At 65.9% G+C, this 21187-nt stretch carries 20 protein-coding genes; 9 read left to right on the forward strand and 11 right to left on the reverse strand.

Annotated features, from left to right (window positions below):
• Nucleotides 1–95: 95 nt before the first annotated feature.
• Nucleotides 96–356: a hypothetical protein gene (locus L0B83_RS05545; protein ID WP_234757410.1), complete on the forward strand. Its 261-nt coding sequence runs from the start codon at nt 96–98 to the stop codon at nt 354–356.
• Nucleotides 357–415: 59 nt separating this feature from the next.
• On the opposite strand, the gene L0B83_RS05550 is transcribed toward L0B83_RS05545, so the two are convergent.
• Both L0B83_RS05550 and L0B83_RS05555 read right to left on the reverse strand, forming a co-directional pair.
• The gene (locus L0B83_RS05550; RefSeq protein WP_234757411.1) at nt 416–1243 is read right to left on the reverse strand and encodes a slipin family protein; all 828 of its coding nucleotides are present in this window, start codon (nt 1241–1243) and stop codon (nt 416–418) included.
• Between the two features lie 272 nt (nt 1244–1515).
• A complete protein-coding gene (locus L0B83_RS05555) occupies nt 1516–1701 on the reverse strand; it encodes a hypothetical protein (RefSeq protein ID WP_234757412.1) in 186 nt (61 codons plus the stop codon).
• Between the two features lie 83 nt (nt 1702–1784).
• Between L0B83_RS05555 and hrpB the strand changes: the two genes are divergently transcribed.
• The 3 genes from hrpB (at nt 1785) to L0B83_RS05570 (ending at nt 7639) form a co-directional block, all read left to right on the forward strand.
• A complete protein-coding gene (gene hrpB / locus L0B83_RS05560) occupies nt 1785–4532 on the forward strand; it encodes an ATP-dependent helicase HrpB (protein WP_234757413.1) in 2748 nt (915 codons plus the stop codon).
• A 63-nt stretch (nt 4533–4595) separates the two neighbouring features.
• Nucleotides 4596–5348, forward strand: coding sequence for a M50 family metallopeptidase (locus L0B83_RS05565; protein ID WP_234757414.1), 753 nt, complete (start codon nt 4596–4598; stop codon nt 5346–5348).
• Between the two features lie 113 nt (nt 5349–5461).
• Nucleotides 5462–7639: an elongation factor G-like protein EF-G2 gene (locus L0B83_RS05570; RefSeq protein ID WP_234757415.1), complete on the forward strand. Its 2178-nt coding sequence runs from the start codon at nt 5462–5464 to the stop codon at nt 7637–7639.
• Between the two features lie 3 nt (nt 7640–7642).
• Here the strand turns inward: L0B83_RS05570 and L0B83_RS05575 are convergent, their stop codons facing one another.
• The 8 genes from L0B83_RS05575 to kynA all read right to left on the reverse strand — a co-directional run bounded on the left by L0B83_RS05575 (nt 7643) and on the right by kynA (nt 15029).
• Nucleotides 7643–8308 (reverse strand): alpha/beta hydrolase family protein, encoded by a 666-nt coding sequence (locus L0B83_RS05575; protein ID WP_234757549.1) that lies wholly within the window; start codon nt 8306–8308, stop codon nt 7643–7645.
• A gap of 2 nt (nt 8309–8310) precedes the next feature.
• Nucleotides 8311–8931: an L-threonylcarbamoyladenylate synthase gene (locus L0B83_RS05580; protein ID WP_234757416.1), complete on the reverse strand. Its 621-nt coding sequence runs from the start codon at nt 8929–8931 to the stop codon at nt 8311–8313.
• A 27-nt stretch (nt 8932–8958) separates the two neighbouring features.
• Nucleotides 8959–9804: an ABC transporter permease gene (locus tag L0B83_RS05585; protein ID WP_234757417.1), complete on the reverse strand. Its 846-nt coding sequence runs from the start codon at nt 9802–9804 to the stop codon at nt 8959–8961.
• Between the two features lie 16 nt (nt 9805–9820).
• Entirely contained in the window at nt 9821–10807 is a 987-nt protein-coding gene (locus tag L0B83_RS05590) for an ABC transporter ATP-binding protein (RefSeq protein ID WP_234757418.1), read from the reverse strand.
• Nucleotides 10804–11889: a LolA family protein gene (locus L0B83_RS05595; RefSeq protein ID WP_234757419.1), complete on the reverse strand. Its 1086-nt coding sequence runs from the start codon at nt 11887–11889 to the stop codon at nt 10804–10806. Before L0B83_RS05595 ends, L0B83_RS05590 begins: the two co-directional genes overlap by 4 nt.
• Nucleotides 11890–11974: 85 nt before the next feature.
• A complete protein-coding gene (locus L0B83_RS05600) occupies nt 11975–12868 on the reverse strand; it encodes a PaaX family transcriptional regulator (protein WP_234757420.1) in 894 nt (297 codons plus the stop codon).
• A complete protein-coding gene (kynU, locus tag L0B83_RS05605) occupies nt 12865–14103 on the reverse strand; it encodes a kynureninase (protein WP_234757421.1) in 1239 nt (412 codons plus the stop codon). The genes L0B83_RS05600 and kynU overlap by 4 nt, the downstream gene beginning before the upstream one ends.
• Before the next feature lie 41 nt (nt 14104–14144).
• Nucleotides 14145–15029 carry a tryptophan 2,3-dioxygenase gene (gene kynA, locus L0B83_RS05610; protein ID WP_234757422.1) on the reverse strand — a complete coding sequence of 295 codons (885 nt, stop codon included), beginning with the start codon at nt 15027–15029 and terminating at the stop codon, nt 14145–14147.
• Between the two features lie 113 nt (nt 15030–15142).
• Between kynA and L0B83_RS05615 the strand changes: the two genes are divergently transcribed.
• From L0B83_RS05615 to L0B83_RS05630, 4 genes are all read left to right on the forward strand, one after another.
• The gene (locus L0B83_RS05615) at nt 15143–15640 is read left to right on the forward strand and encodes an HAD domain-containing protein (protein ID WP_234757423.1); all 498 of its coding nucleotides are present in this window, start codon (nt 15143–15145) and stop codon (nt 15638–15640) included.
• A gap of 195 nt (nt 15641–15835) precedes the next feature.
• Nucleotides 15836–17050: an inorganic phosphate transporter gene (locus tag L0B83_RS05620; RefSeq protein WP_234757424.1), complete on the forward strand. Its 1215-nt coding sequence runs from the start codon at nt 15836–15838 to the stop codon at nt 17048–17050.
• Complete coding sequence (locus tag L0B83_RS05625; protein ID WP_234757425.1) at nt 17047–17268, forward strand: hypothetical protein; 222 nt, start codon at nt 17047–17049, stop codon at nt 17266–17268. The genes L0B83_RS05620 and L0B83_RS05625 overlap by 4 nt, the downstream gene beginning before the upstream one ends.
• Nucleotides 17269–17304: 36 nt before the next feature.
• A complete protein-coding gene (locus tag L0B83_RS05630) occupies nt 17305–17901 on the forward strand; it encodes a dihydrofolate reductase family protein (RefSeq protein WP_234757426.1) in 597 nt (198 codons plus the stop codon).
• Here the strand turns inward: L0B83_RS05630 and L0B83_RS05635 are convergent.
• Entirely contained in the window at nt 17854–18321 is a 468-nt protein-coding gene (locus tag L0B83_RS05635) for a hotdog fold thioesterase (protein ID WP_234757427.1), read from the reverse strand. The genes L0B83_RS05630 and L0B83_RS05635 overlap by 48 nt on opposite strands.
• Nucleotides 18322–18496: 175 nt before the next feature.
• On the opposite strand from L0B83_RS05635, the gene polA reads away from it, so the two are divergent.
• The gene (polA, locus tag L0B83_RS05640; protein WP_234757550.1) at nt 18497–21136 is read left to right on the forward strand and encodes a DNA polymerase I; all 2640 of its coding nucleotides are present in this window, start codon (nt 18497–18499) and stop codon (nt 21134–21136) included.
• The last annotated feature ends 51 nt before the right edge of the window (nt 21137–21187 follow it).

Genomic DNA, 21187 nt, shown 5'->3' on the forward strand with positions numbered 1-21187 from the left:
CGAGCCATGCCCGGGCTTACTGTTTCTGGCATGCACCAGGTCTGGGGCGACGGCGCAAAACTTTCCCATGTACCGAACAGGACGGTGTGTTCCAGATGTGCGATATCCCGGGTTTACTCGTTCGTCTTGAAGCCGAAGACCTCACGCGATTGCGCGAGGCAGGCACGGAAAACCCCTTGGAGCCGGGGATGATCGCCGCTATCGATGCCGCAGCCGGCGGCCCGGGCGAGGGCCGCGGTTACTACGTGGTCAAGGGTTCCCTTTATCCGGTCGAAGCCAGGGAATACCACCTCAGGGAGGATGTGGCGGAGGCGCTGCTCGCATCAGAAGGAACTTCTGCGGGCGTCGCCTCCTAGGACTCGCCGAAAGCCGCCCGCCGAGGAGGAAGGCGCCCGCGCGGGCCCAGCTTTATCCCTTACCCTGCCATCGTCCGTCCTGTCATGGTCCTCGGCGGTTGCGCGGCTTTCGCGGCGGCGGTTTCGCGGGCGAGGAAGGCTCCGAGCTCGCCGATGGTGCTCATCAAAGGCGCGGGGAAGACGACCGTGGTGTTCTTGTCCACGCCGATCTCCACCATGGACTGCAGGTTGCGCAGCTGCAGGGCCAAAGGGTGGGCCATCATCGTGTCCGAGGCCATGCCAAGTGCGGCGGCGGCCAGGGACTCGCCTTCGGCGGCGATGATCTTGGCGCGCTTCTCACGCTCGGCCTCGGCCTGGCGGGCCATGGCGCGCTCCATGCTGTCCGGCAGCTGGATGTCCTTGAGTTCCACGAGGGTCACCTCGACACCCCATTCCAAGGTCAGTCCATCCAGGATCTGGCGGATGTTGGCATTGATGACATCCGTTTCCGCGAGCGTTTCGTCAAGTGTGTGCTGGCCCACCACCTTGCGCAGCGTGGTTTGTGCGATCTGGTCGATAGCGGCGTAGACATTTTCGATGGCAAGGACGGACTTGATGGCGTCCACCACCCGGAAATAGGCGACGGCGGAAATGTCCAGGCTGACGTTGTCCCGCGTGATGATGCCCTGTGACTGGATAGGCATGGTGACGATCCGCAGCGAGACTTTCCGCAGCCTGTCGATGAACGGAATGATGATCACAAGCCCGGGGGTCCGCAGCCCCTGGATCTTCCCAAGCCGCAACAACACACCCCGCTCATACTGGGTGACGATGTGCACGGCCATCGAGAACCAGATGACCAGCAGGACTATCAAGACAATCAGCCAGGTGATGGCGTCCGCTGTCATGGCCGCACACCGGCTTCCTCGCATAGTGCTGACGCGTTCATGGCGGAAATCCTTAGGTTGCAGTGGAGGGAAAAGGGAGCCCACTTTCCGCAACGAGGCAGGCGAGCCCGCTTGTGTTGTATCTCCAGTAAATACCTTGGACCCGCCTTGTTATAGGGCCTAGGGGCCTGTCCGGGTGCCGGCCCACGAGGGCCAAGTCCAGTGGAAACCCGAGTGCCCCAAACAAATGAAAGGAACGTCCCCAACGGGGACGTTCCTTTCAATTCCGTGGTTTAGACCCTTTCGCGGGTCCGGTCGATAACCGGCTCCGGATCGTTCGTGAACTCACGGTGGCGGCGTGGGAAGGCCCAGAACGTGAAATCCTTCGCGTCCACCTTCGGCTCAGGGCGTTCCTTGGGTTCCTGTGAGGCATCTTTCCTGGTGTCCCGCCGGAAATCCTTGTTGTAGCCGTAGCACATCACAGACCTCCTTCTTGCAACTGCCTTTTAATCGTCCTCCTGATTCGGCGAGCAGTCCACCTTTCAGGGGCGCATCCGCATCTATGCACAATGGAGGGGTGAAATCCCCGATCGCTTCCCGGAACGCCGCGCTCGCATACCGCCCTTTCGACCTGGATGCGATCGGCGCGGGACTCGTCTTCGGAGAATCACTGCGGGAACTCGCCGAAGCCCTTGACGCCGGCGGAAGCGCGGGAACCGCCGTCGTGCAAGCGCCCCCGGGGACCGGAAAGACGACGCTCGTTCCGCCCCTGCTTGCCAACGCCCTGCTTGCCGGCACCGTGCGCGCCAACGGCGCCAGCAGCGTGCCCGCCAACGGCGGCGGCACCGGAGGGGAGCGTCCCCGGGTGATGGTGACCCAACCACGACGGGTCGCCGCACGCTCAGCCGCACGGCGACTCGCCGCCCTCGACGGCAGCCGGCTCGGCGAGCGCGTCGGGTACACCGTCCGCGGCGAAAGCCAGGCAGGTCCCGGTACCATCATCGAGTTTGTCACGCCCGGAATTCTCCTCCGCCGACTGCTCGCGGACCCGGGGCTCGAGACCGCCGGGGCCGTGATCCTCGACGAGGTTCACGAACGCGGCCTGGAGACAGACCTGTTGCTCGGAATGCTCATCGAAGTCCGGGAGCTGCGGGAGGACCTGACCCTCGTCGCGATGTCTGCCACCCTGGACGCGCCGCGGTTTGCCGCCCTGATCGGGGGCGGAGCAGGAAAGCCCGACGGCGGCGCGGCAGCACCCGTCGTCGACTGCCCGTCCGCGCTTCACCCCTTGGAAGTGAACTGGGCCCCGGCAGCAGCTCCACGATTGGACGGGCGCGGGGTGACCCGCGCGTTCCTGGACCATGTCGCGGACACGGCCGCGGCGTCGTACACAGATGCGCACGCAGCCGATCCGGACATCGACGCCCTCGTGTTCGTCCCGGGTGCGTGGGAGGTCGCATATGTTGCTTCCCGGCTGCGTGCCCGCCTGAGTTCGGGGATGGCGGACCTGGAGGTACTGGAGCTTCACGGGCAGGCAAGCCCCGCCGAACAGGACCGTGCGGTCTCCGGCCGTGAGCCCGGCGGATCTCCCCGGATTGTCGTCTCCACGGACCTCGCGGAATCGTCCTTGACCGTTCCCGGAGTCCGGCTCGTCATCGATTCGGGGCTGTCACGTGAGCTGCGGCGCGACGCCAACCGCGGCATGTCGGGCCTCGTCACGGTCTCCTGCTCCCGGGCTTCCGCCGAACAACGCGCCGGACGCGCTGCACGCCAGGGCCCTGGACGGGTGGTCCGCTGCTACGAGCACAAAGCTTATGCTGCCGCGCCCGCCCACCCCACACCGGAAATCGCGGCTGCCGACCTGACCGGCGCCGCGCTCGTCCTGGCCTGCTGGGGATCACCGGGCGGCCGGGGGCTGGCACTTCCGGACGTTCCGCCCCGGGCAGCAATGGATGACGCGATCGAGGTCCTTCGGGAACTCGGCGCGATAGGACCGGACGGGCTAGCCACGGACACGGGAAAGACCCTGGCCAAAATCCCCGCCGATCCACGACTGGCCCGCGCGTTGCTGGATGGTGCCGCCGCCGTCGGGACCGCCGCGGCTGCCGAAGCGGTCGCCCTCGTAGCAGGTGACCAGCGGGCTCCGGGAGCAGACCTGACGCGCCTCCTGGCCGCCCTCCGGACAGGCAAGGATCCGGCCGCCCGGCGTTGGGCGGAGGATGTCCGCCGGATGGAGGCGATCGCACGCCGGGAGGGATCCGCCGTCGGGCATTCCGGGACCGCAGCGCCTGGCCTGCCTTCACCCGCGGATCCAGCCGAAGCGTTGGGGTTCGTCGTCGCGCTCGCGTTCCCGGACCGAGTGGCGCGCCGCGTGCCAGGCACCGGCCCTGAACGCTACCTGCTGACTTCCGGAACACGCGCCGGACTTCCCACGGGCAGTCCGCTCGCCGGGCACGATTGGCTCGCCGTGGCTGAGGTGTCCCGTGCGGAGGGCCGGGACGCGGCAGGCACAGGCGCCGTCATCCGTTCAGCCGCGCCCTTGGCGGCGGATGCGGCGGAAGCTGCCGCGAGCCACCTCCTGAGCGACACGGTGCAAGCTGAATTCAAGCAGGGCCGGGTCACCGCCCGGCGGGAACGGCGGCTAGGAGCGATTCTGCTTTCGACGACGCCCGTGCGACCCTCCGTCGACGACGGGCGCGCCGCCGTAGCCCGCGCCCTGGCGGAAGAAGGTCTCGGGACCATCGGATGGTCGGACGCAGCCGATGCCTTGCGCCGGCGGCTGGCTTTGCTGCACAGAGCCGTGGGCGATCCATGGCCGGACGTCTCCGAACCGGCGCTGCTGGCCCGGCTGGATACCTGGCTTTCGCCGGAGCTCGAAGCAATCGCCGGGGGCGCTTCGACAAGCACTATCGATCTGGCCGAGCCGTTGCGCCGGCTTGTGCCGTGGCCCGAGGGAGCCCGCCTCGCTGAGCTGGTGCCGGAATGGCTTGAGGTGCCGAGCGGTTCCCGGGTGCGGATCGACTACCCGGACGCGGCGGACGACGGCGGCCGGCCGGTTGTGGCGGTGAAATTGCAGGAGTGCTTCGGCTGGGCTGCGACGCCGCGTTTGGTCGGCGGACGCGTGCCGGTGCTGTTCCACCTTCTTTCTCCGGCCAGGCGACCGCTGGCCGTGACCGATGACCTGGCCTCCTTTTGGTCCGGCGCCTATGCCCAGGTCCGGGCGGAAATGCGCGGCCGCTATCCAAAGCATCCCTGGCCCGAGGATCCGTGGACGGCCCCCGCCACGGCTCGAACCAAGCGGACAATGTGACCCTCTGGTGATCACAGCAGCCTGTGAGGCGCTCACAGGCTTCTTCTTTAGGATGCCACGGTGATGAACATCGAATTGCGACCTGCTGACCTGGCCAACGACTGGTGGCAGGCGGTGCTCCGGGGATTCACCACGCAAGGTGTCCCGACCCTCGCAACCCCGGTTGTCCTGGGCATAATCGCCGCGGCCGTCGTCCTCAGTATCCCGCGGGCCACGTGGCGGTGGTTCGGCCTCTACGTCACCTTCGTGCATGAACTCGGCCATGCCTTCGCCGCGCTCATGACGGGGCGCTTTGTCCACGGGCTCCGTATCGGGCTCGACCACTCCGGACAGCTCCTGAGCAGCGGGCGCGGCAAGTTCGGCGCAGCCTGGTCCGGTTTCTGGGGGTATCCGAGTCCCGCGGTGGTAGGCGTGGCGCTGATCTGGTCCGTCTCGGCAGGGCGCTCGGGTGCGGCCATGTCCATCGGTGCGCTGGTGCTGCTGATCGCACTCATCTTTTTGCGGAACTTCACCGGAATCTTCGTGGCGCTCGTTAGCGCGGCGACCGCACAGTTGCTTGTCATGTTCGCCAGCGACTCGACGGTGAGCCATGTGGTGCTCGGACTCGGGATAGCCCTCGTGGTGGGCGCTGTGCGGGATTGGTTCAAAGTTGCTGCCGTTCACGTGCGTCGGCGGGACCGGCTCGCGTCGTCGGACGCCTATATCTTGGCCCGTTCCACGGGGGTGCCGTCCTTGCTGTGGTTGGTGGCATTTGCCGTTGTCATCGGGGCAAGCGCGCTCTTTTCCATCCGCGTGGTGTGGGGCATGCTCGCCTAAGTCCGTGGTTTCGGCGCAGAGCGGGCCGATTGCTCTTGCCGTGCGCCGGTGCAGGGTGTGGAATCGGTTAGCAAAGGACGCGGCCGATCCGGCTTCTACTCCAGGAGGTGCTCATGTCGGTGAAAAGCCCGGGCAGTGCGGCCAAGGGATCGAGCCGGACAAACCCCGATCTTCGACGCGCGGACGCTTCCTCGGCGCCTGCCGATCGGCCCGAAAACATCCGGAACGTGGTCTTGATCGGCCGCTCGGGTGCGGGAAAGACAATGCTCGTCGAATCACTCCTTTACGCTGCCGGGGTGGTGACCCGCATGGGTTCGATCGTGGATGGCACCACCGTGGGCGACTCGGAAGCGACGGCCATCCACCAGCAGCGATCCATCGGGCTGTCCGCCGCGCCCCTGGTCTTCGACGACATCAAAGTGAATCTCCTCGACACCCCGGGTTATGCCGATTTCATGGGAGAGCTGCGCGCGGGGCTCCGCGCCGCGGATGCGGCGCTGTTCGTGGTGTCGGCGGTTGACGGCGTCGATGCCGGCACCATTGCCCTCTGGGGTGAATGCGAGCGCGTTGGCATGCCAAGGGCAGTGGTCATCAGCCGGCTTGACCATCCGCGGGCGAACTATGACGCCGTACTCGCTGAATGCCGGGCCGCCTTCGGCGACTCCGTCCTTCCTTTGTATGTACCGGTGCGCAACGCCGACGCCGTTTCGGGAGTGCTCGGGCTGCTTTCGGGCTCGGTATCGGAGTACACCGCCGGGGAACCACGGCCCGCTGTCCGGGCTGCGACAGCAGCTGAACTGGCTGGCGCGGAAGGTCTGCGCGGGGAACTTATCGAGGGCATCATTTCCGAGAGCGAGGATGAGACCTTGATGGACCGGTACCTCGGCGGCGAGGACGTCCCGATCGATACCCTCGTGGAAGATTTGGAGACCGCGATTGTCCGGGGGACGTTCTTTCCGGTGCTGGCCAGCTCTTCCATGACGGGAGTCGGCACGGCCGAGTTGCTTGAAGTGCTGACCCGCGCGTTTCCGCCTCCGACTGAGCGAAGCCTCCCCACGGTTACCGACCTGGGCGGGACGCCCTTGGAACCCTTGGAATGCGATCCGGACGGTCCGCTCCTTGGCGAAGTGGTGCGCACCACCGTTGACCCGTTTCTGGGACGGGTGTGCCTTGTCCGGGTCTTCTCAGGCACGCTTCGCGAGGACTCCGCCGTGCATGTGGGCGGCCACGGCCAGGCCGAGCGAGGGCACCCCGACCACGACAGCGACGAGCGCATCACCCACCTTTACTCACCGTTGGGGTCAACCCTGCGTCCGGTACAGTTCGCCGTGGCCGGGGACATCTGCGCACTGGCGAAGGTGGCGAGCGCCGAAACGGGAGACACGGTTTCCGCACGCGAGGCTCCGCTGCTTGTGGAGACCTGGGACATGCCCGAGCCGCTGATGCCGGTGGCGATCGAGGCGGCCTCGCACGGCGATGAGGATGCGTTGTCAAAAAGCCTGGCCAAGGTGGCGGCCGGAGATCCGACCCTGAGGGTGGAGCGCAACTCGGAGACGCACCAGCTGGTCCTGTGGTGCATGGGCGAGGCCCACTCGGAGGCAGTCCTGGACCGCTTGCGCGAGCAGGGGGTGAAGCTGCAGACCGTGGACGTCATCACGCCGCTCCGGGAGACCTTTGCTGCCCCGGCCGCCGGCCACGGACGCTACGTCAAGCAATCCGGCGGCCACGGGCAGTACGCGATCTGCGATATCGAAGTGGAACCACTTGAACGCGGGGGAGGCTTCGAATTCGTCGACAGGATTGTTGGCGGGGTCATTCCCGCCACGTATGTTGTTTCGGTCGAGAAGGGCGTCCGCGCCCAGATGGGCAAAGGGGTTCGGGCCGGTTTCCCGGTAGTCGACATCAGGGTGGTCCTGGTGGGCGGCAAGACACACAGCGTCGATTCGTCGGACGCCGCTTTCCAGGCCGCCGGGGCGTTGGCGTTGCGGGAGGCCGCCGCGGCGGGCAGCATTCAACTGCTTGAACCGATTTCGGCCGTGACGGTTTTGGTGGCCGACGAGCACGTAGGCGCGGTCATGAGCGATCTGTCCTCCCGCCGCGGACGCGTCACCGGGACGACGTCCGTGGGCGGAGAGCGCACCGAGATCAGCGCAGAAGTTCCGGAACAGGAATTGCTGCGGTACGCAATCGTCCTGCGGGGACTGACGGCGGGCAGCGGCCGTTTCCGCCGGGAGTACTTGCGGCACGAACCGTTGCCCCCAGGCTTGGCCGTTGCGTCGGCCAAAGCCTGAGCCTCAGCCGTTCTTGCGAAGAAACGCCGATACCGGTGCCGCCAATGATGCCCCGACGTCCTCGGCGCTCTTTTTGACTCCCGCGCGTGCAAAGGAATGGTCGCCGCCTTCCCACCACTCGATGGTGGCGGTGGGTCCGATCCGGGCCACCACGTTTTCGAGGAGGTCGGGCGTCGCGAAGGTGTCCCGGGTGCCCTGCAGGAAGAGCATCGGAAGCGTGAGCCCGTAAAGGTGCTCGTCACGGAGTTTCTCCGGTTTTCCCGGCGCGTGCAGGGGGTAGCCGAGATAGACGAGTCCCGCGGCGGGCATGCCCTCGGCTACTGCCATCGATGCCATGCGGCCGCCAAAGGACTTGCCTGCTGCCCACAGCGGTTCGCCGTCTGATCGGGACGCGGCTTCCGCCATGACGGCCCGCCATGCTGCGATCGCCGCGGGCGGCCGGTCGGGGAACTTCTTGCCGGCTTCCCGGTAGGGGAAGTTGAAGCGCAAGGTGGCGACGCCGTCGTCATTCAAAGCGTGCGCGAGGCCGGCCAGGAACGGATGCTCCATGCCCGCCCCGGCTCCGTGGGCGAGAACGACGGTCGCGGCCGGTTTGTCCGGCCGGGCATAGATACCGGAGATCGGTGTGCCGTCGACGTCGATCGTGACAGGGGATTCGGCGGTACGCATGCTCACTCGAATCGGGAGGGATCGCCGGTGCCGCGCCTGACCACTTCCGCGGTGCCGCTCGAGAAGTCCACCACCGTGGTGGGCTCCGCGCCGGTGTCTCCGGAATCGATCACGGCTTCCACCAGGTTGTCCAAGCGTTCCTTGATCTCCCAGCCTTGGGTCAACGGCTCCTCCTCGTCGGGCAGCAGCAAGGTGCTGGACAGGAGCGGCTCGCCCAGTTCGGCAAGCAGGGCCTGGACAAACCTATGGTCGGGAATCCGAACGCCCACCGTCTTCTTTTTGGGGTGCAGGAGCCGGCGGGGCACTTCCTTCGTGGCGGGCAAGATGAACGTGTAGGCACCCGGCGTGACTGCCTTGATGGTTCGGAACACATCGTTGTCGATCATGACGAACTGTCCGAGTTGCGCGAAGTCCTTGCACACCAACGTGAAATGGTGCTTGCTGTCCAGGTGCCGGATGGAGCGGATCCGGTCAAGGGCTTCCCTGTTGCCGATTTGCGCGCCGAGCGCGTAACAGGAATCGGTGGGATACGCGATGAGGCCGCCGGACCGGAGGATGTTCACTACCTGGGCGATTGCGCGTGGTTGGGGGTCCTGCGGGTGGACGTCGAAGAATCTTGCCATGCCATGAGCTTACGGGCAGGCAGTTGTTCAGGACAGGACGTCCTTGCTCGTGAACCTGCCGTAAGCCAGTGCGCCGGCCGCCACAATGTAGGCCGCCTGCAGGAGGGCATTGTTGCCGAAACTTGTCCACGAAACTGGTTGCCGCAAAAGATCCGCGAAGCCCAGCCAGTAGTGGCTGAACAGCCACGGGTGCAGCCACTCCAATTGCGGCAGGTTGTCCGCAACCTGCGACACTACTGACAACACCACGGTCGCAGCCATGGCTCCGACCGGTACGTCCGTAAAGGTCGAAATGGCCAGCCCGATGGCGGACAGGCCCAACAGCGACACAGCGATATACGCGGCGATCAGCAGGGAACGCACCAGGGATTCGCCGACGCCGACAGTGTCGCCGGAGAGCAGTGTGACGGGACCCACCGGGAAAAGTGCGACGCCGGCCAGCGCGCCGGCGGCGGCCACCGTCAAGGTCGCTGCCAGGCAGAAGGCCGCGGCGGACACGTACTTGATCAACAAGAGGCGGACGCGTCCGGCCGGGGCGACGAGAAGGTACCGGAGGGTGCCCAGGTTCGCTTCACCGGCAACCGTGTCGCCCGCAACCACTCCGACCGTGAGGGGAAGGAACAAGGGTACGGAGACGGTCATTGCCGTGACGGCGACGAAAAGTCCGTTTTGGGTGATGCGGTCCAGGAATGGCGGACCACGCCCCGGTGCCACGGGATGGGAACTCAGCTTGACTGCCGCGGCGATGAGGAGGGGGATCGCCGCGAGCGCCAGAAGCATGGCCCATGTGCGCAGCCGCCTGAACAGCACCGAGAGTTCGGAGGCCATGAGGGACCACGAACTTGATGGCCGGGCGTCCGGCGCGCCGGTCATGACTTCGGTTCCACGTTCAGCCGGCAATGTCGAACCCCTCTCCGGTCAGGGAGACGAAACGTTCCTCCAGGCTGGCGTTCTCCACCCAGAAACCCCGGACCCGTACGCCGTTGGACACCAGGGCAGCCACGATCGCCTCCGGAGCCACGTCGTGCCCTGCGGGGCCGGTAGTGACGAGGCTCCGGCCGTCGCTTGCATAGGAGCCCGGCTGCGGGGGCGACAGTTCCGATTGCAGGCCCAGCCTGGTCAGGACACGGACGGCGGCCTCGATATCGGGCGTATGGAGCCGGACCGTGGCTTTTCCTGCCGCGCGCAGTTCGTGGAGTGTTCCTTGGGCTACGAGCTTGCCGACGCTCATGACGCCCACATGGGTGCACATCTGCTCCACTTCCGCGAGGAGATGGCTGGAAACGAACACGGTGGTACCCCCGGCGGCCAGGGAGCGGACCAAGCCGCGCACCTCGCGGGTCCCTTGCGGATCCAAGCCGTTGGTCGGTTCGTCCAGGACGAGCAGTTCCCTCGGTCGCAGCAAGGCATGCGCAATGCCAAGCCGCTGCTTCATTCCGAGGGAATAGGCTCGGACTTTCTTGGCGGCGGCATGGGACAAGCCCACCCTTTCGAGGGCTTCGTCCACGCGGGCGGCCCTTGTCCGCGGGGAGGCGTGGAGGTCGGCGCTGTCCAAGCGGCGAAGGTTCGCCGCCCCGGACAGGAAAGGGTAGAAGGCCGGCCCTTCCACGAGCGGCCCCACACGAGGCAGGACGGTTGCAAGTTGGCTTGGCATCTCGCCGCCGAGGACCCGGATGTGGCCGCTGCTGGCGGATGCCAAACCAAGCAGCAAACGGATGGTGGTGGTCTTGCCTGAGCCATTCGGGCCGAGGAAGCCAAAGACTGAACCGCGCGGCACCGCCAGATCGACGCCATCGACGACGGTGCGGTGCCCGAAGCGTTTGCTGAGGCCATCCGTCTCTATTGCCAGGTCAGCTGGCGGCGATCCCTCCGTCATCTTGCGGCGGCTACGGCCTGCAACCGCTCAAGTGGCACCATTCCCGCAAAGACGCGGCCGTCGTCGAGCATCAAGACAGTCACCAGGCTGGTCGTCAATGCGCGGCCACCCGCTACCGGCTGGGTGAGCTGCGCCAACATCGGCGCCGAACGGACGTCTGCCGGCACGGTGCCCGGGGGCAGGGCGACCACTGCGTCCCAACCGGTGCCCGTGACTGTTGGCCGGACGGCTGGTGCCTTCACCGGCGGCGGCTGGCCGGACTTGCCCGGGAGGCCATGCAGTTGCGGTGTTGCCTTCTCTTCGACGGCGGCACCCCGGGGCGGGGTGAAATTGAACAAGGCGGCGTCTGGCGCCGACAGGGTCACGTCACTGAATGCGATCGAAAAGGCCGCTGCGGCGTGGTCCCGTGCCCGCACGTCGACGCCGAGCGGCAGGCCCGTGGCGGAGTCGACGGCGACTGTCACGGAATCGACGAGCGTGCCGGTAGTGCGCGGTTTGATTACCAATTGGTAGGCGGTGCGGCCTGCCACCGTGGTTCCATCGCCCACGGTCACGTCAGTGGTGGGCCCGACGGCGGCGAGGAAGTGCCGGGCGACGGCGTCAGGCGTGGTCAGTCCCGGAGCCGGCGTCGCGTGCGGGGCCGCCGTGCGCGCAGGCTCTGCGGGCGCCGTCATGTGTGCCGCCGTGTTGTCGGCCGAGTTGTAGAGCCAGAGATCGCTGCCGTTGCGGACGAGGTCGCGCTCGGCGAGCATATCCATCACCTGGAACCTGGCCTTGGCAGGGCCGTCCAGGTAGACACGAACCGTGTGCGAACCGCTCAAGAGCTCCATGACCGAAGCGGGGCCTTGGGTTGCCTTTGGTCCGGCGGAGGGAAGCTGGGGGAGCCCCAGATCGGAACTTTGCTGAAGTGTCCCGGACAGGGCATGGACGTCGGCCCGGCCGATCATCGCAATGACTTCCTCAGCCGTCTTGTGCGGCAGGCTGGTCGCGGCTCCTGCCTGGTAGGAACCAGCCAGGGCCGCCGCGGCCAGGGCTGCCGGAACCAGCGCGGCCGGCAACCAACGGAACCATGGGCGGGTCATGGCAACCTCGCGAACCATCCACCATCGGAGAAGCTCATGGTTCCAGCGTACGCCTGGTACCTGAAGGGATCACCTGCCATCGCCCCTAAGCTTCCAGCGTCCTCCGCACGAAGTCCGCGCTCGGCCCTGAATAGGCGGCCACGAGGCGCTCGAACAGGGCGATTCCCGCCATGCCGGGCCAATCCACGGGAAGGAATTCCGCCGGCAGCCCCGGATCAAGGTACGGAATGATCCGCCAGCGGTCGATGCACCGGACATAACGGGCGAAGGCCTCGGCCGGGCCCGCGCCCCCGTCGGCACTGTTGCCTCTGCCGCCGTCGTCACTGCTGCCCCTGCCGCCGTCGTCTCGGCCGCCGTCGTCGGACGCCGTGCCGTGGTGCCTGATGAAGTCGCGATGCAGTTCCGCCACCGCCTCGAGGTCCCACCAGGTGGATGCGGCCTCGCGGAGGCTGCCGCCCACCATGGGGGTGTCCGTCACGAACACCGTGGCCATGCCGCGCAACTCCAGGTCCTCAAGGATTTCCTCGACTTCCTCCCGCAGCGGGTCCGGGCAGATCCACAGCCCTGCTGCCACCGTGCCGCAGCCAATCCAGTGCAACCGCCGCCGCAACTGGTGCCGCTTTTCCCGTTCCGTTTCCGGAATGGAAAAGGACACGAGGCACCAGCGGTCCGCGGGGGACATCAGGCGGGGGGTGAAGATCCGCCGGTCGCCGCGGGCGAGCATTGCTGCCGCGCCCTCGGTGACGGCGAAACCGGGAACGCCCTGGCGCAGCTGCGGAAGGACGATGTCCTTTTTCTTCAACCGTGACAAGGCCGTGCGGGTAACAGCCGCGGTCACCCCGAGGGCCTCCATGAGGGCGATGATGTGCCTCGTGGCCATCCATCCGCCGGCATCGCGCAGGTACAGGCCGATCACTGTGCGAAGCAACGACGTCGTACTCCCCGGCCGGGAGTCCATGTCGTCGAGGACGGCACTCACAGGAGTTCGCTGAGGGCATCCCGGATGGCGCTCACTCCCAGCTCAACCTCCGCGTAGCTGGTGCTGAGGGGCGAGAGCCCGATCCGCAGTCCATGCGGCGGACGGAAGTCCGGTATGACGCCCCGCTCCCAGAGTGCCTTGGTCACCTCGCCGAACAAGGGGTGGTCCACTGTGATGTGCGAGCCCCGCTCTGCGGGGTTGCGCGGGCTGACGATTTCGACGCCGAGGGGGACCAGCAGGTCCTCAGCCAAGGCGGCTGCGTACTCCGTCAGCTTGATGGACTTCTCCCGCACGGCGTCCATGCCCACTGATGCGATCAGCTCCACCATGTCCTTGAGCGGTTGCATGGCCAGCACCGGGGGAGTGCCGGTGATGAAGCTGCGGATCCCGCGTGCCGGTGTGTAGCTTTCCGCCATTCCGAAGGGGTTGTCGGCACCCATCCAGCCCCAGATCGGCTGCTGGAGGCGGTCCTGCTGCGAAGCGTTGACGTACGCGAACGCAGGGGAGCCCGGGCCGCCATTGAGGTATTTGTACGTGCAACCGACTGCAAGGTCCACACCCCAGGCATCCAGTTCCAGCGGCACCGAACCCACCGAGTGGCACAGGTCCCAGAGCATGAGCGCTCCGGAGTCCTTGACCATCGCGGTGATCGCCGCGGCATCGGCCAGGAAACCGGAACGGTACGCGACGTGGCTGAGCACGACGACGGCGGTCCGCTCGCCGAGCAGCCCTTCAAGGTCCGTAGTCCGGACGCCGCTGGCCGGATTGGAAGCGACCCATTTGATGCTGGCGCCCCTCTCGGCGGCGATGCCCTCGATGATGAAACGGTCCGTGGGGAAGTTGTCCCGGTCCACAACGATCTCATCGCGGCCCGCCTGGGCGTCGACCGCTGCCCGGATGAGCTTGTAGAGCAGGACGGACGTCGAATCGCCCACCGTCACCTGGCCCGCGGCCGCGCCCAGTGTGACGACGCCGATCCGGTCGCCCACCGCGGTGGGCTCGTCCATCCACTGTTCGTCCCAGCCGCGGATCAGGCGGCTGCCCCATGCGTCCTCGACGAAGGATGCGAGCTTGACCGACGTTGCCTTGAGCGGCCTGCCGAGCGAGTTTCCGTCGAGGTAGGCGGTGAGCTGGCCGTCGGACGGGACGTAAAAGGCCTCGCGCTGCCCGGCGAGGGGATCCGCCGCGTCGAGTTCGGCCGACGTTGGCCATTGCGTTTGCTGGGCGCTGTTCATGTCTCTCCTGAAATGACCGATGGGGTTTCTTGGAATGCGGTTCAGTTGCCGATTTCGGTGCGCACGGCGTAGAGCTCCGGGAAGAAGGCCAGGTCAAGGGCCCTCTTGAGGAAGTCGACGCCTGAGGAACCGCCCGTACCCGCCTTGAAGCCGATGGTCCGCTGCACGGTACGCAAGTGGCGGAAGCGCCATGCGTGGAAATTGTCCTCGATGTCAACGAGGTCCTCGCAGGCCTCGTAGAAGCCCCAGGGCGTCGCTTCCGATTCGTAAATCTCGCGGAAGACCGGGACCAGGTCCTTCTGGAACGTCCACGGTTCGCTCGTGTCACGTTCCAGGATTTCGGCGGGAACCGCATACCCGGCCCGGGCCAGCACCGCGAGGAAGGCGTCATACAGAGTCGGTTCTTCAAGGAGGGTGCTGAGCTGGCTGTGTGCCGCCGGATCGCTCTCGAAGACGCGGAGCATGCCGCGGTTCTTGTTGCCCAGCAGGAACTCGACCCCGCGGTACTGGTAGGACTGGAAGCCTGACGAGCTGCCCAGGAAGCGCCGGAATTCGGAGTACTCGCGAGGCGTGAGCGTGCCCAGGACGGACCACTGCTCGGTCATGGTCCGCTGGATCGCCTTGACCCGGGCGATGCACTTGAGGGCTTTGGCAAGGTTGTCCACGTCAAGGAGCCGGCGGGCTTCAAGGAGCTCATGCAGGATCAGCTTGAGCCACAATTCGCTGGTCTGGTGCTGGATGATGAACAGCAACTCGTCATGGTGTTCCGGAGTGCTCAACGGGTGCTGGGCGTTGAGGAGGCGGTCAAGGTCCAGATACCCGCCGTAGGACATGGCCTGGCTGAAGTCGGTGCGGACCGATTCCTCGATGGGCCTGATGCCCCGGGCCCTGATGGTGCCTTCGGAGTGGCCGGTGCGGTTTTCCATGCATTGAGAATATCATTTCTGCGACGAGCGTCAAGATAGTGAATTTGAACATGGTCCCTCCGTCCGGCGCCTGCCGTACGCTGGCTATGTCGGCACCTACGGGAGGGGGCTGCATGGCCACCGTGTCGCTGTATCTCGATGTGGACGGGGTGGTGAGCCCCGTCGGTCCCATGGGCTTCACCGATTGGGGTACTGAATGGAAAATGGCCGACGCCGGAATCCTGGACGTGATGTACGCCGCGGAACTGGTCGACGAGCTCAATGGCCTGGCCGCGCACCCTGCGGCGAGGTTTGTTTGGCTGACCACGTGGCAGCGGCTCGCGCCCGAGTTCCTCTGCCCCGCCATCGGCCTCCGCGGTGAGCATTGGCCCGTCCTGAGCAGCGATGGCTGGGACCGGACCGCAGATTGGTGGAAGCTGGACGCCCTGCAGAAGGACGTCCAGGAATCCGGAGCCGAACGCATCGTTTGGATGGACGACCAGCTGAACCATGAAGCCGCGGCCCGGTCCTGGGCTGAATTCCTCGGCAACCGCGTGCTTTGGATCGCCCCGGACCCGCGGAGGGGGCTGACGAGGAGCGAGATCGCGACAGTCCGGCAATTCCTCGGCTGAGCCGGTTCCCCGGCCGGTCCCGGGCCACGCCAACGTTTGGCCACGCACGCAATGGCACGTAGGATTCTTAAGGTTTCACGCCTGCCATCGTTAATTCCGCCAGTGCATTCAGATGAACGGTTTCTGAACTGTTTGCGTCAGGCAGGCCCCGGAAAGTGGAACTGCGCATCGTCGTCTCTGCAGATTGGGCACCAGGTGGGAATCACCTTCATGGTCGCGCTTGTCATAGCGTTGGCCTTATTTTTTGACTTCACCAACGGGTTCCACGACACCGCGAACGCCATGGCCACTCCGATCGCCACAGGCGCCATCAAGCCCAAAACGGCTGTTGCCTTGGCGGCGGTGCTCAACCTCGTGGGCGCCTTCCTGTCCACCGAAGTGGCCAAGACCATATCGGGAGGCCTTATCCGCGAGGGCGCGGACGGTATCCACATCACGCCGGAGATCATCTTTGCCGGATTGATGGGCGCGGTCCTCTGGAACATGTTCACGTGGCTCAAAGGGCTGCCGTCCAGTTCATCGCACGCGCTTTTCGGCGGCCTCATCGGTGCCGCGATCGTCGGCATCGGATTCCACGCCGTGAACTTCGACACCGTGCTCCAGAAGGTCATTCTTCCGGCCGTCTTCTCGCCAGTGCTTGCGGGTGCCGTAGCGTATCTATGCACCAAGCTGGCCTACGCCCTGACGTCCCGGCATGACCCTGAGACGGGCGACAAGCTGGCCCCGAAACGCGGCGGATTCCGCACGGGCCAGATCTTCACCTCGAGCCTGGTCGCGTTGGCCCACGGTACCAACGACGCGCAAAAGACCATGGGCATCATCACCCTCGTCCTGATTGCCGCCGGAAGCCAGCCGGTAGGGAGCGGCCCGCAGGTCTGGGTCATCGGGGCGTGTGCACTCGCCATTGCGATCGGAACGTACGCCGGCGGTTGGCGCATCATCCGGACCATGGGCTCGGGGCTGACGGACGTCAAGCCAGCGCAAGGCTTTTCCGCGGAGGCCAGCACGGCTTCGGCCATCCTCGCTTCCTCCCACCTCGGCTTCGCGCTCTCCACCACGCAAGTCGCTTCCGGTTCCGTCATTGGTTCTGGCCTTGGCCGCAAGGGCACTTCGGTCCGCTGGGGTACGGTGGGGCGCATCGCCACCGGCTGGCTCTTCACCCTTCCCGCGGCCGCGGTCGTGGGCGCGTTGACCGCTTTCCTCATTGGCACCGGCACCGTCGGCGCGGTCATCGCCGCAATCGTGGGCACCGCCGTCGTCGTCTACATGTTCATCTACTCGAGGAAGTCACACGTGGGACACCACAACGCCGTCGAAGTCGAAGAAGCCGGTACCGCGGTCCGCTTCCGCAAGAAGAACGCCAAAAAACAGGGCGTAAGCAAAGGCGCGAGCAAGGACGGCCAGGCATGAAGTGGTTGGATCTGGCGCAAGTAGCCGGCGCGACGCTCGTGGCGGCGCTGCTCCTCGTGGTGCTGTATTCCCTCGGTGTCCGGCTGACGGCCGTCGCGGGCGACGCCCGGCAGAAGTCGCCGGTCTTGGTCCGGTCGCTTGCCTACGCGTGTTTCGCGGCCTGCGGAATCGCGGTGCTTTTCGGGATCTACCTGATCGTTCCGTACTTCTCGAAGTAGCTGTGAACGCCGCTGCCTGATGAGTAGGGTGGGGCCATGGTGGATTTCCAGTATTACGTGGCGTCCTCGCTCGACGGGTTCATCGCCACGAAAGAGGACGATCTCGGCTGGCTGCTCCAGTTCGAAGACGCCGAGGGCGTCACCGAAAGCTACGAAGACTTCATGGCCGGCATCGGCTGCATTGTCATGGGTGGCCAGACCTATCGCTGGCTCATGGAACATGAACCTGGCAAGTGGCCCTACCCGGGTGTCCCATGCTGGATCTTCACCCACCGCGAGTACACCGCACCGGCCGGCGCGGACGTCACGTTCGTCCGTGGCGAGGTTGCGGAGTTCGCGCAGGACCTGATCTCCGACGCCGACGACAAGAACGTGTGGCTGGTTGGCGGCGGAAACCTCGTGGCCCAGTTCGCCAAGGCCGGCCTGCTGGACGAGATGATCGTCACGTTGATCCCGGTCGCGTTGGGCTCCGGCAAGCGGTTGCTTCCGGTAGAGAGCCCGACGGCGCCGCTTGAGTTGATCTCGTCCCGCACCCTCGGTGCCGCGGCAGTCGAGATGCGCTACAAGTTCCCCGCCCGCGCCGGTTCAGCGGGTCCTGTTCTCCCGGATCATGTTGGTAATACGGGCAGTTGACAGCCGCCGGCCGTGATCGTCGGTCATGACGATCTCATGGGTGGCGAGCGTGCCGCCCAAGTGGATGGCCGTGCAGGTGCCGGTGACCAGGCCGCTCGCTATGGAGCGGTGGTGGGTGGCGCCCACTTCGATTCCCACCACGTGGCGTCCGGCGCCGGCATGCAGGGCAGCAGCAAAGGAGCCAAGAGTCTCGGCGAGGACCACATGCGCCCCGCCGTGGAGGATCCCGGCAACCTGGGTATTGCCTTCGACCGGCATGGTGGCGACGGTCCTTTCAGGGCTCAGTTCCAGGAACTTGATGCCCATCTTCGTTACGAGGGAGCCCACGCCGTAGCGGGAAAGCCAGCCGTGCAACTCCTGCGGAACCCCGGCGGCATTGAGTTCGTCGGTGAACGGTCCCGGCGTGAAATTGTCCATCATGGCAACTAGGCTGGCACCTGTGAGCGAAACAACCAAACCGGACCCGGTTCCAGCGGCAACGCCAGCGGCAGCAACAACAACAGCCATCGCGACGGCCGCCACCCCCTCGGCAACAGCCAACCCAAGCACAGCGGGGGAGGGCCGGCCCCGGTTGCTGGTCCTGGACGGCCACTCCATGGCTTTCCGTGCCTTCTACGCCCTCCCGGCGGAAAACTTCTCCACCGCCAGGGGCCAGCACACCAACGCTGTCCATGGCTTCACGTCCATGCTGATCAACCTCATCAAGGACCAAAAGCCCACGCACGTGGCTGTGGCATTCGACGTCTCTGACGACACCACGTTCCGCAAGGCCGAGTACAGCGAGTACAAGGGCGGACGGAACGCCACGCCGCCGGAGTTCCAGGGCCAGATCGGCCTCATTGCCAGGGTCATGGAAGCGTGGGGCATCAGGACTATCGCCCTCCCTGGCTATGAAGCCGACGACATCCTGGCCACGCTGGCCGCCCAGGGCGACGCCGCCGGCTATGAGGTCCTGCTTGTGTCGGGGGACCGGGACTCGTTCCAGCTCATTAACGACAACGTCTTTGTGCTCTACCCCAAGCAAGGCGTCAGCAACATCCCGAAGCTGGATGCAGCCGCCATCGAGGAGAAGTACTTCGTGGCTCCTTCCTACTACTCGGACCTCGCCGCTTTGGTGGGTGAGTCTGCGGACAACCTCCCTGGCGTACCCGGAGTGGGGCCCAAGACCGCCGCCAAGTGGATCAACCTATACGGCGGTCTGGACGGCATCCTGGAGAACATTGACGCCATCGGCGGGAAGGTGGGCGGCGCGCTCCGGGAGAACCTGGAGAACGTGAAGCGCAACCGCCGGCTGAACCAGCTCTTGCGGGACCTCGAACTCCCCGTCACCCTTGAGGACCTCCACGAACCGCGCCCGGACCGGCAGGCCGTGGAGGCACTGTTCGACGAGCTTGAATTCCGGACCCTGCGGACGCGCCTCTTCGACCTGTACGGCGACGACACCGCCGGAGCGGCCCCGGACACCATCGAGGCCCCGGCATTCGCCACCCTCACCGATGCCGAGGGCCTGGAGGCGTTCTTCGCGGCAGGGGCCGGAATGCGCTCCGCCCTCGCCGTGCAACTGGTCCCCGGCCGGATCGGTGACGACGCCGGCGCCCTGGCCATCGTGCGCAACAACAGTGCCGGCTACGTCGAGCTTTCCGGCCTCGACGCGGCGGCCGAGTCCGTGCTGGCCAAATGGCTGCAGGATCCCGAAGAAGCCAAGGTCATGCACGAGTTCAAAGACGCCCTCAAGGCTCTGCGCAACCGTGGGCTGGGGCTTGAAGGCGTCGTCGATGACACCGCCATCTCGGGCTACCTGATCCAGCCGGACCGCCGCAGTTACGAACTCGCCGAGCTCGCCCAGCACCACCTGAGGATCTCTGTTGCCACTCCCGTTGCGCAGACGGGTCAGCTTGAATTCGAACTGGGAGGCACTCCGGACCAGACAGCCACCGCGCTTGTCCAGCACGCCGCCGTCGTGCACGCGCTGAGCAAGCACTTCGAAAAGGAACTCGTCGAGCGCAAAGCCGACGCCCTCCTGACCACGCTCGAACTTCCGGTGGCCCGCGTCCTGGCGCACATGGAAATGTCCGGCATCGGAGTCTCGATGGAGCGGATGAACGAGCAGTTGGCAGACCTCGCCAAGGTCATCGACAACGCCCAGGAGCAGGCTTTCGCGGCCATCGGCCACGAGGTTAACCTCGGTTCGCCCAAGCAACTTCAGACGGTCCTCTTCGACGAATTGGGCCTGCCCAAGACCAAGAAGATCAAGTCCGGCTACACCACCGACGCCGCCTCGTTGAAGGCACTCCTGGAGAAGACGGGCCACGAGTTCCTCGTCCAGCTCATGGCGCACAGGGAGTCGTCCAAGCTTGCCCAGATGGTGGAGACGCTCAAGAAGTCGGTTGCCGAGGACGGGCGTATCCACACCACGTATGCCCAAAACATCGCGGCCACGGGACGCATCTCGTCCAACAATCCGAACTTGCAGAACATCCCCGTGCGCAGCGAGGAAGGGCGCCGGGTGCGCGGCATCTTCGTGGTCAGCGAAGGGTTCGAATGCTTGCTCTCGGCCGACTACTCGCAGATCGAAATGCGCATCATGGCCCACCTGTCCGGCGACGCGGGCCTCATCCAGGCCTACAAGGAAGGTGAGGACCTGCACCGCTACGTGGGTTCGCGCATCTTCAATGTGGCGCCTGAAGAGGTCAGCAGCGCCATGCGCTCGAAGGTCAAGGCAATGTCATACGGCCTCGCCTACGGTTTGACCTCCTTCGGACTCTCCAAGCAGTTGGAAATCTCCGTGGACGAAGCGCGGACGCTCATGAAGGATTACTTCGACCGCTTCGGCGCCGTGCGCGACTACCTTCGCGGAGTGGTGGACCAGGCCAGGATCGACGGCTACACGGCCACCATCGAAGGCCGCCGGCGGTATCTGCCGGACCTGACCAGCACCAACCGGCAAGCGCGCGAAGCCGCCGAGCGCATTGCCTTGAACTCGCCCATCCAGGGATCCGCCGCCGACCTCATCAAGCGCGCCATGCTCGGTGTGTCCGCGGAGCTGGCAAGCCAGGGGCTCAAGTCCCGCATGCTCCTCCAAGTCCACGACGAATTGGTGCTGGAAGTCGCACACGGAGAACGGGAGGCCGTGGAGAAGCTCGTAGCCGCGCAGATGAGTGGCGCCGCCGACCTCAAGGTGCCGCTCGACGTCCAGATCGGCGTCGGATCAAGCTGGTACGAGGCTGGCCACTAGCTCGTGCCAGGGGCCCTGCGCCGGGCCACGCCGCCGCGATGGTGGCGTGGC

Origin of the sequence: Arthrobacter alkaliphilus, assembly GCF_021483235.1 — a bacterium.
Taxonomy (GTDB): Bacteria; Actinomycetota; Actinomycetes; order Actinomycetales; family Micrococcaceae; genus Arthrobacter; species Arthrobacter alkaliphilus.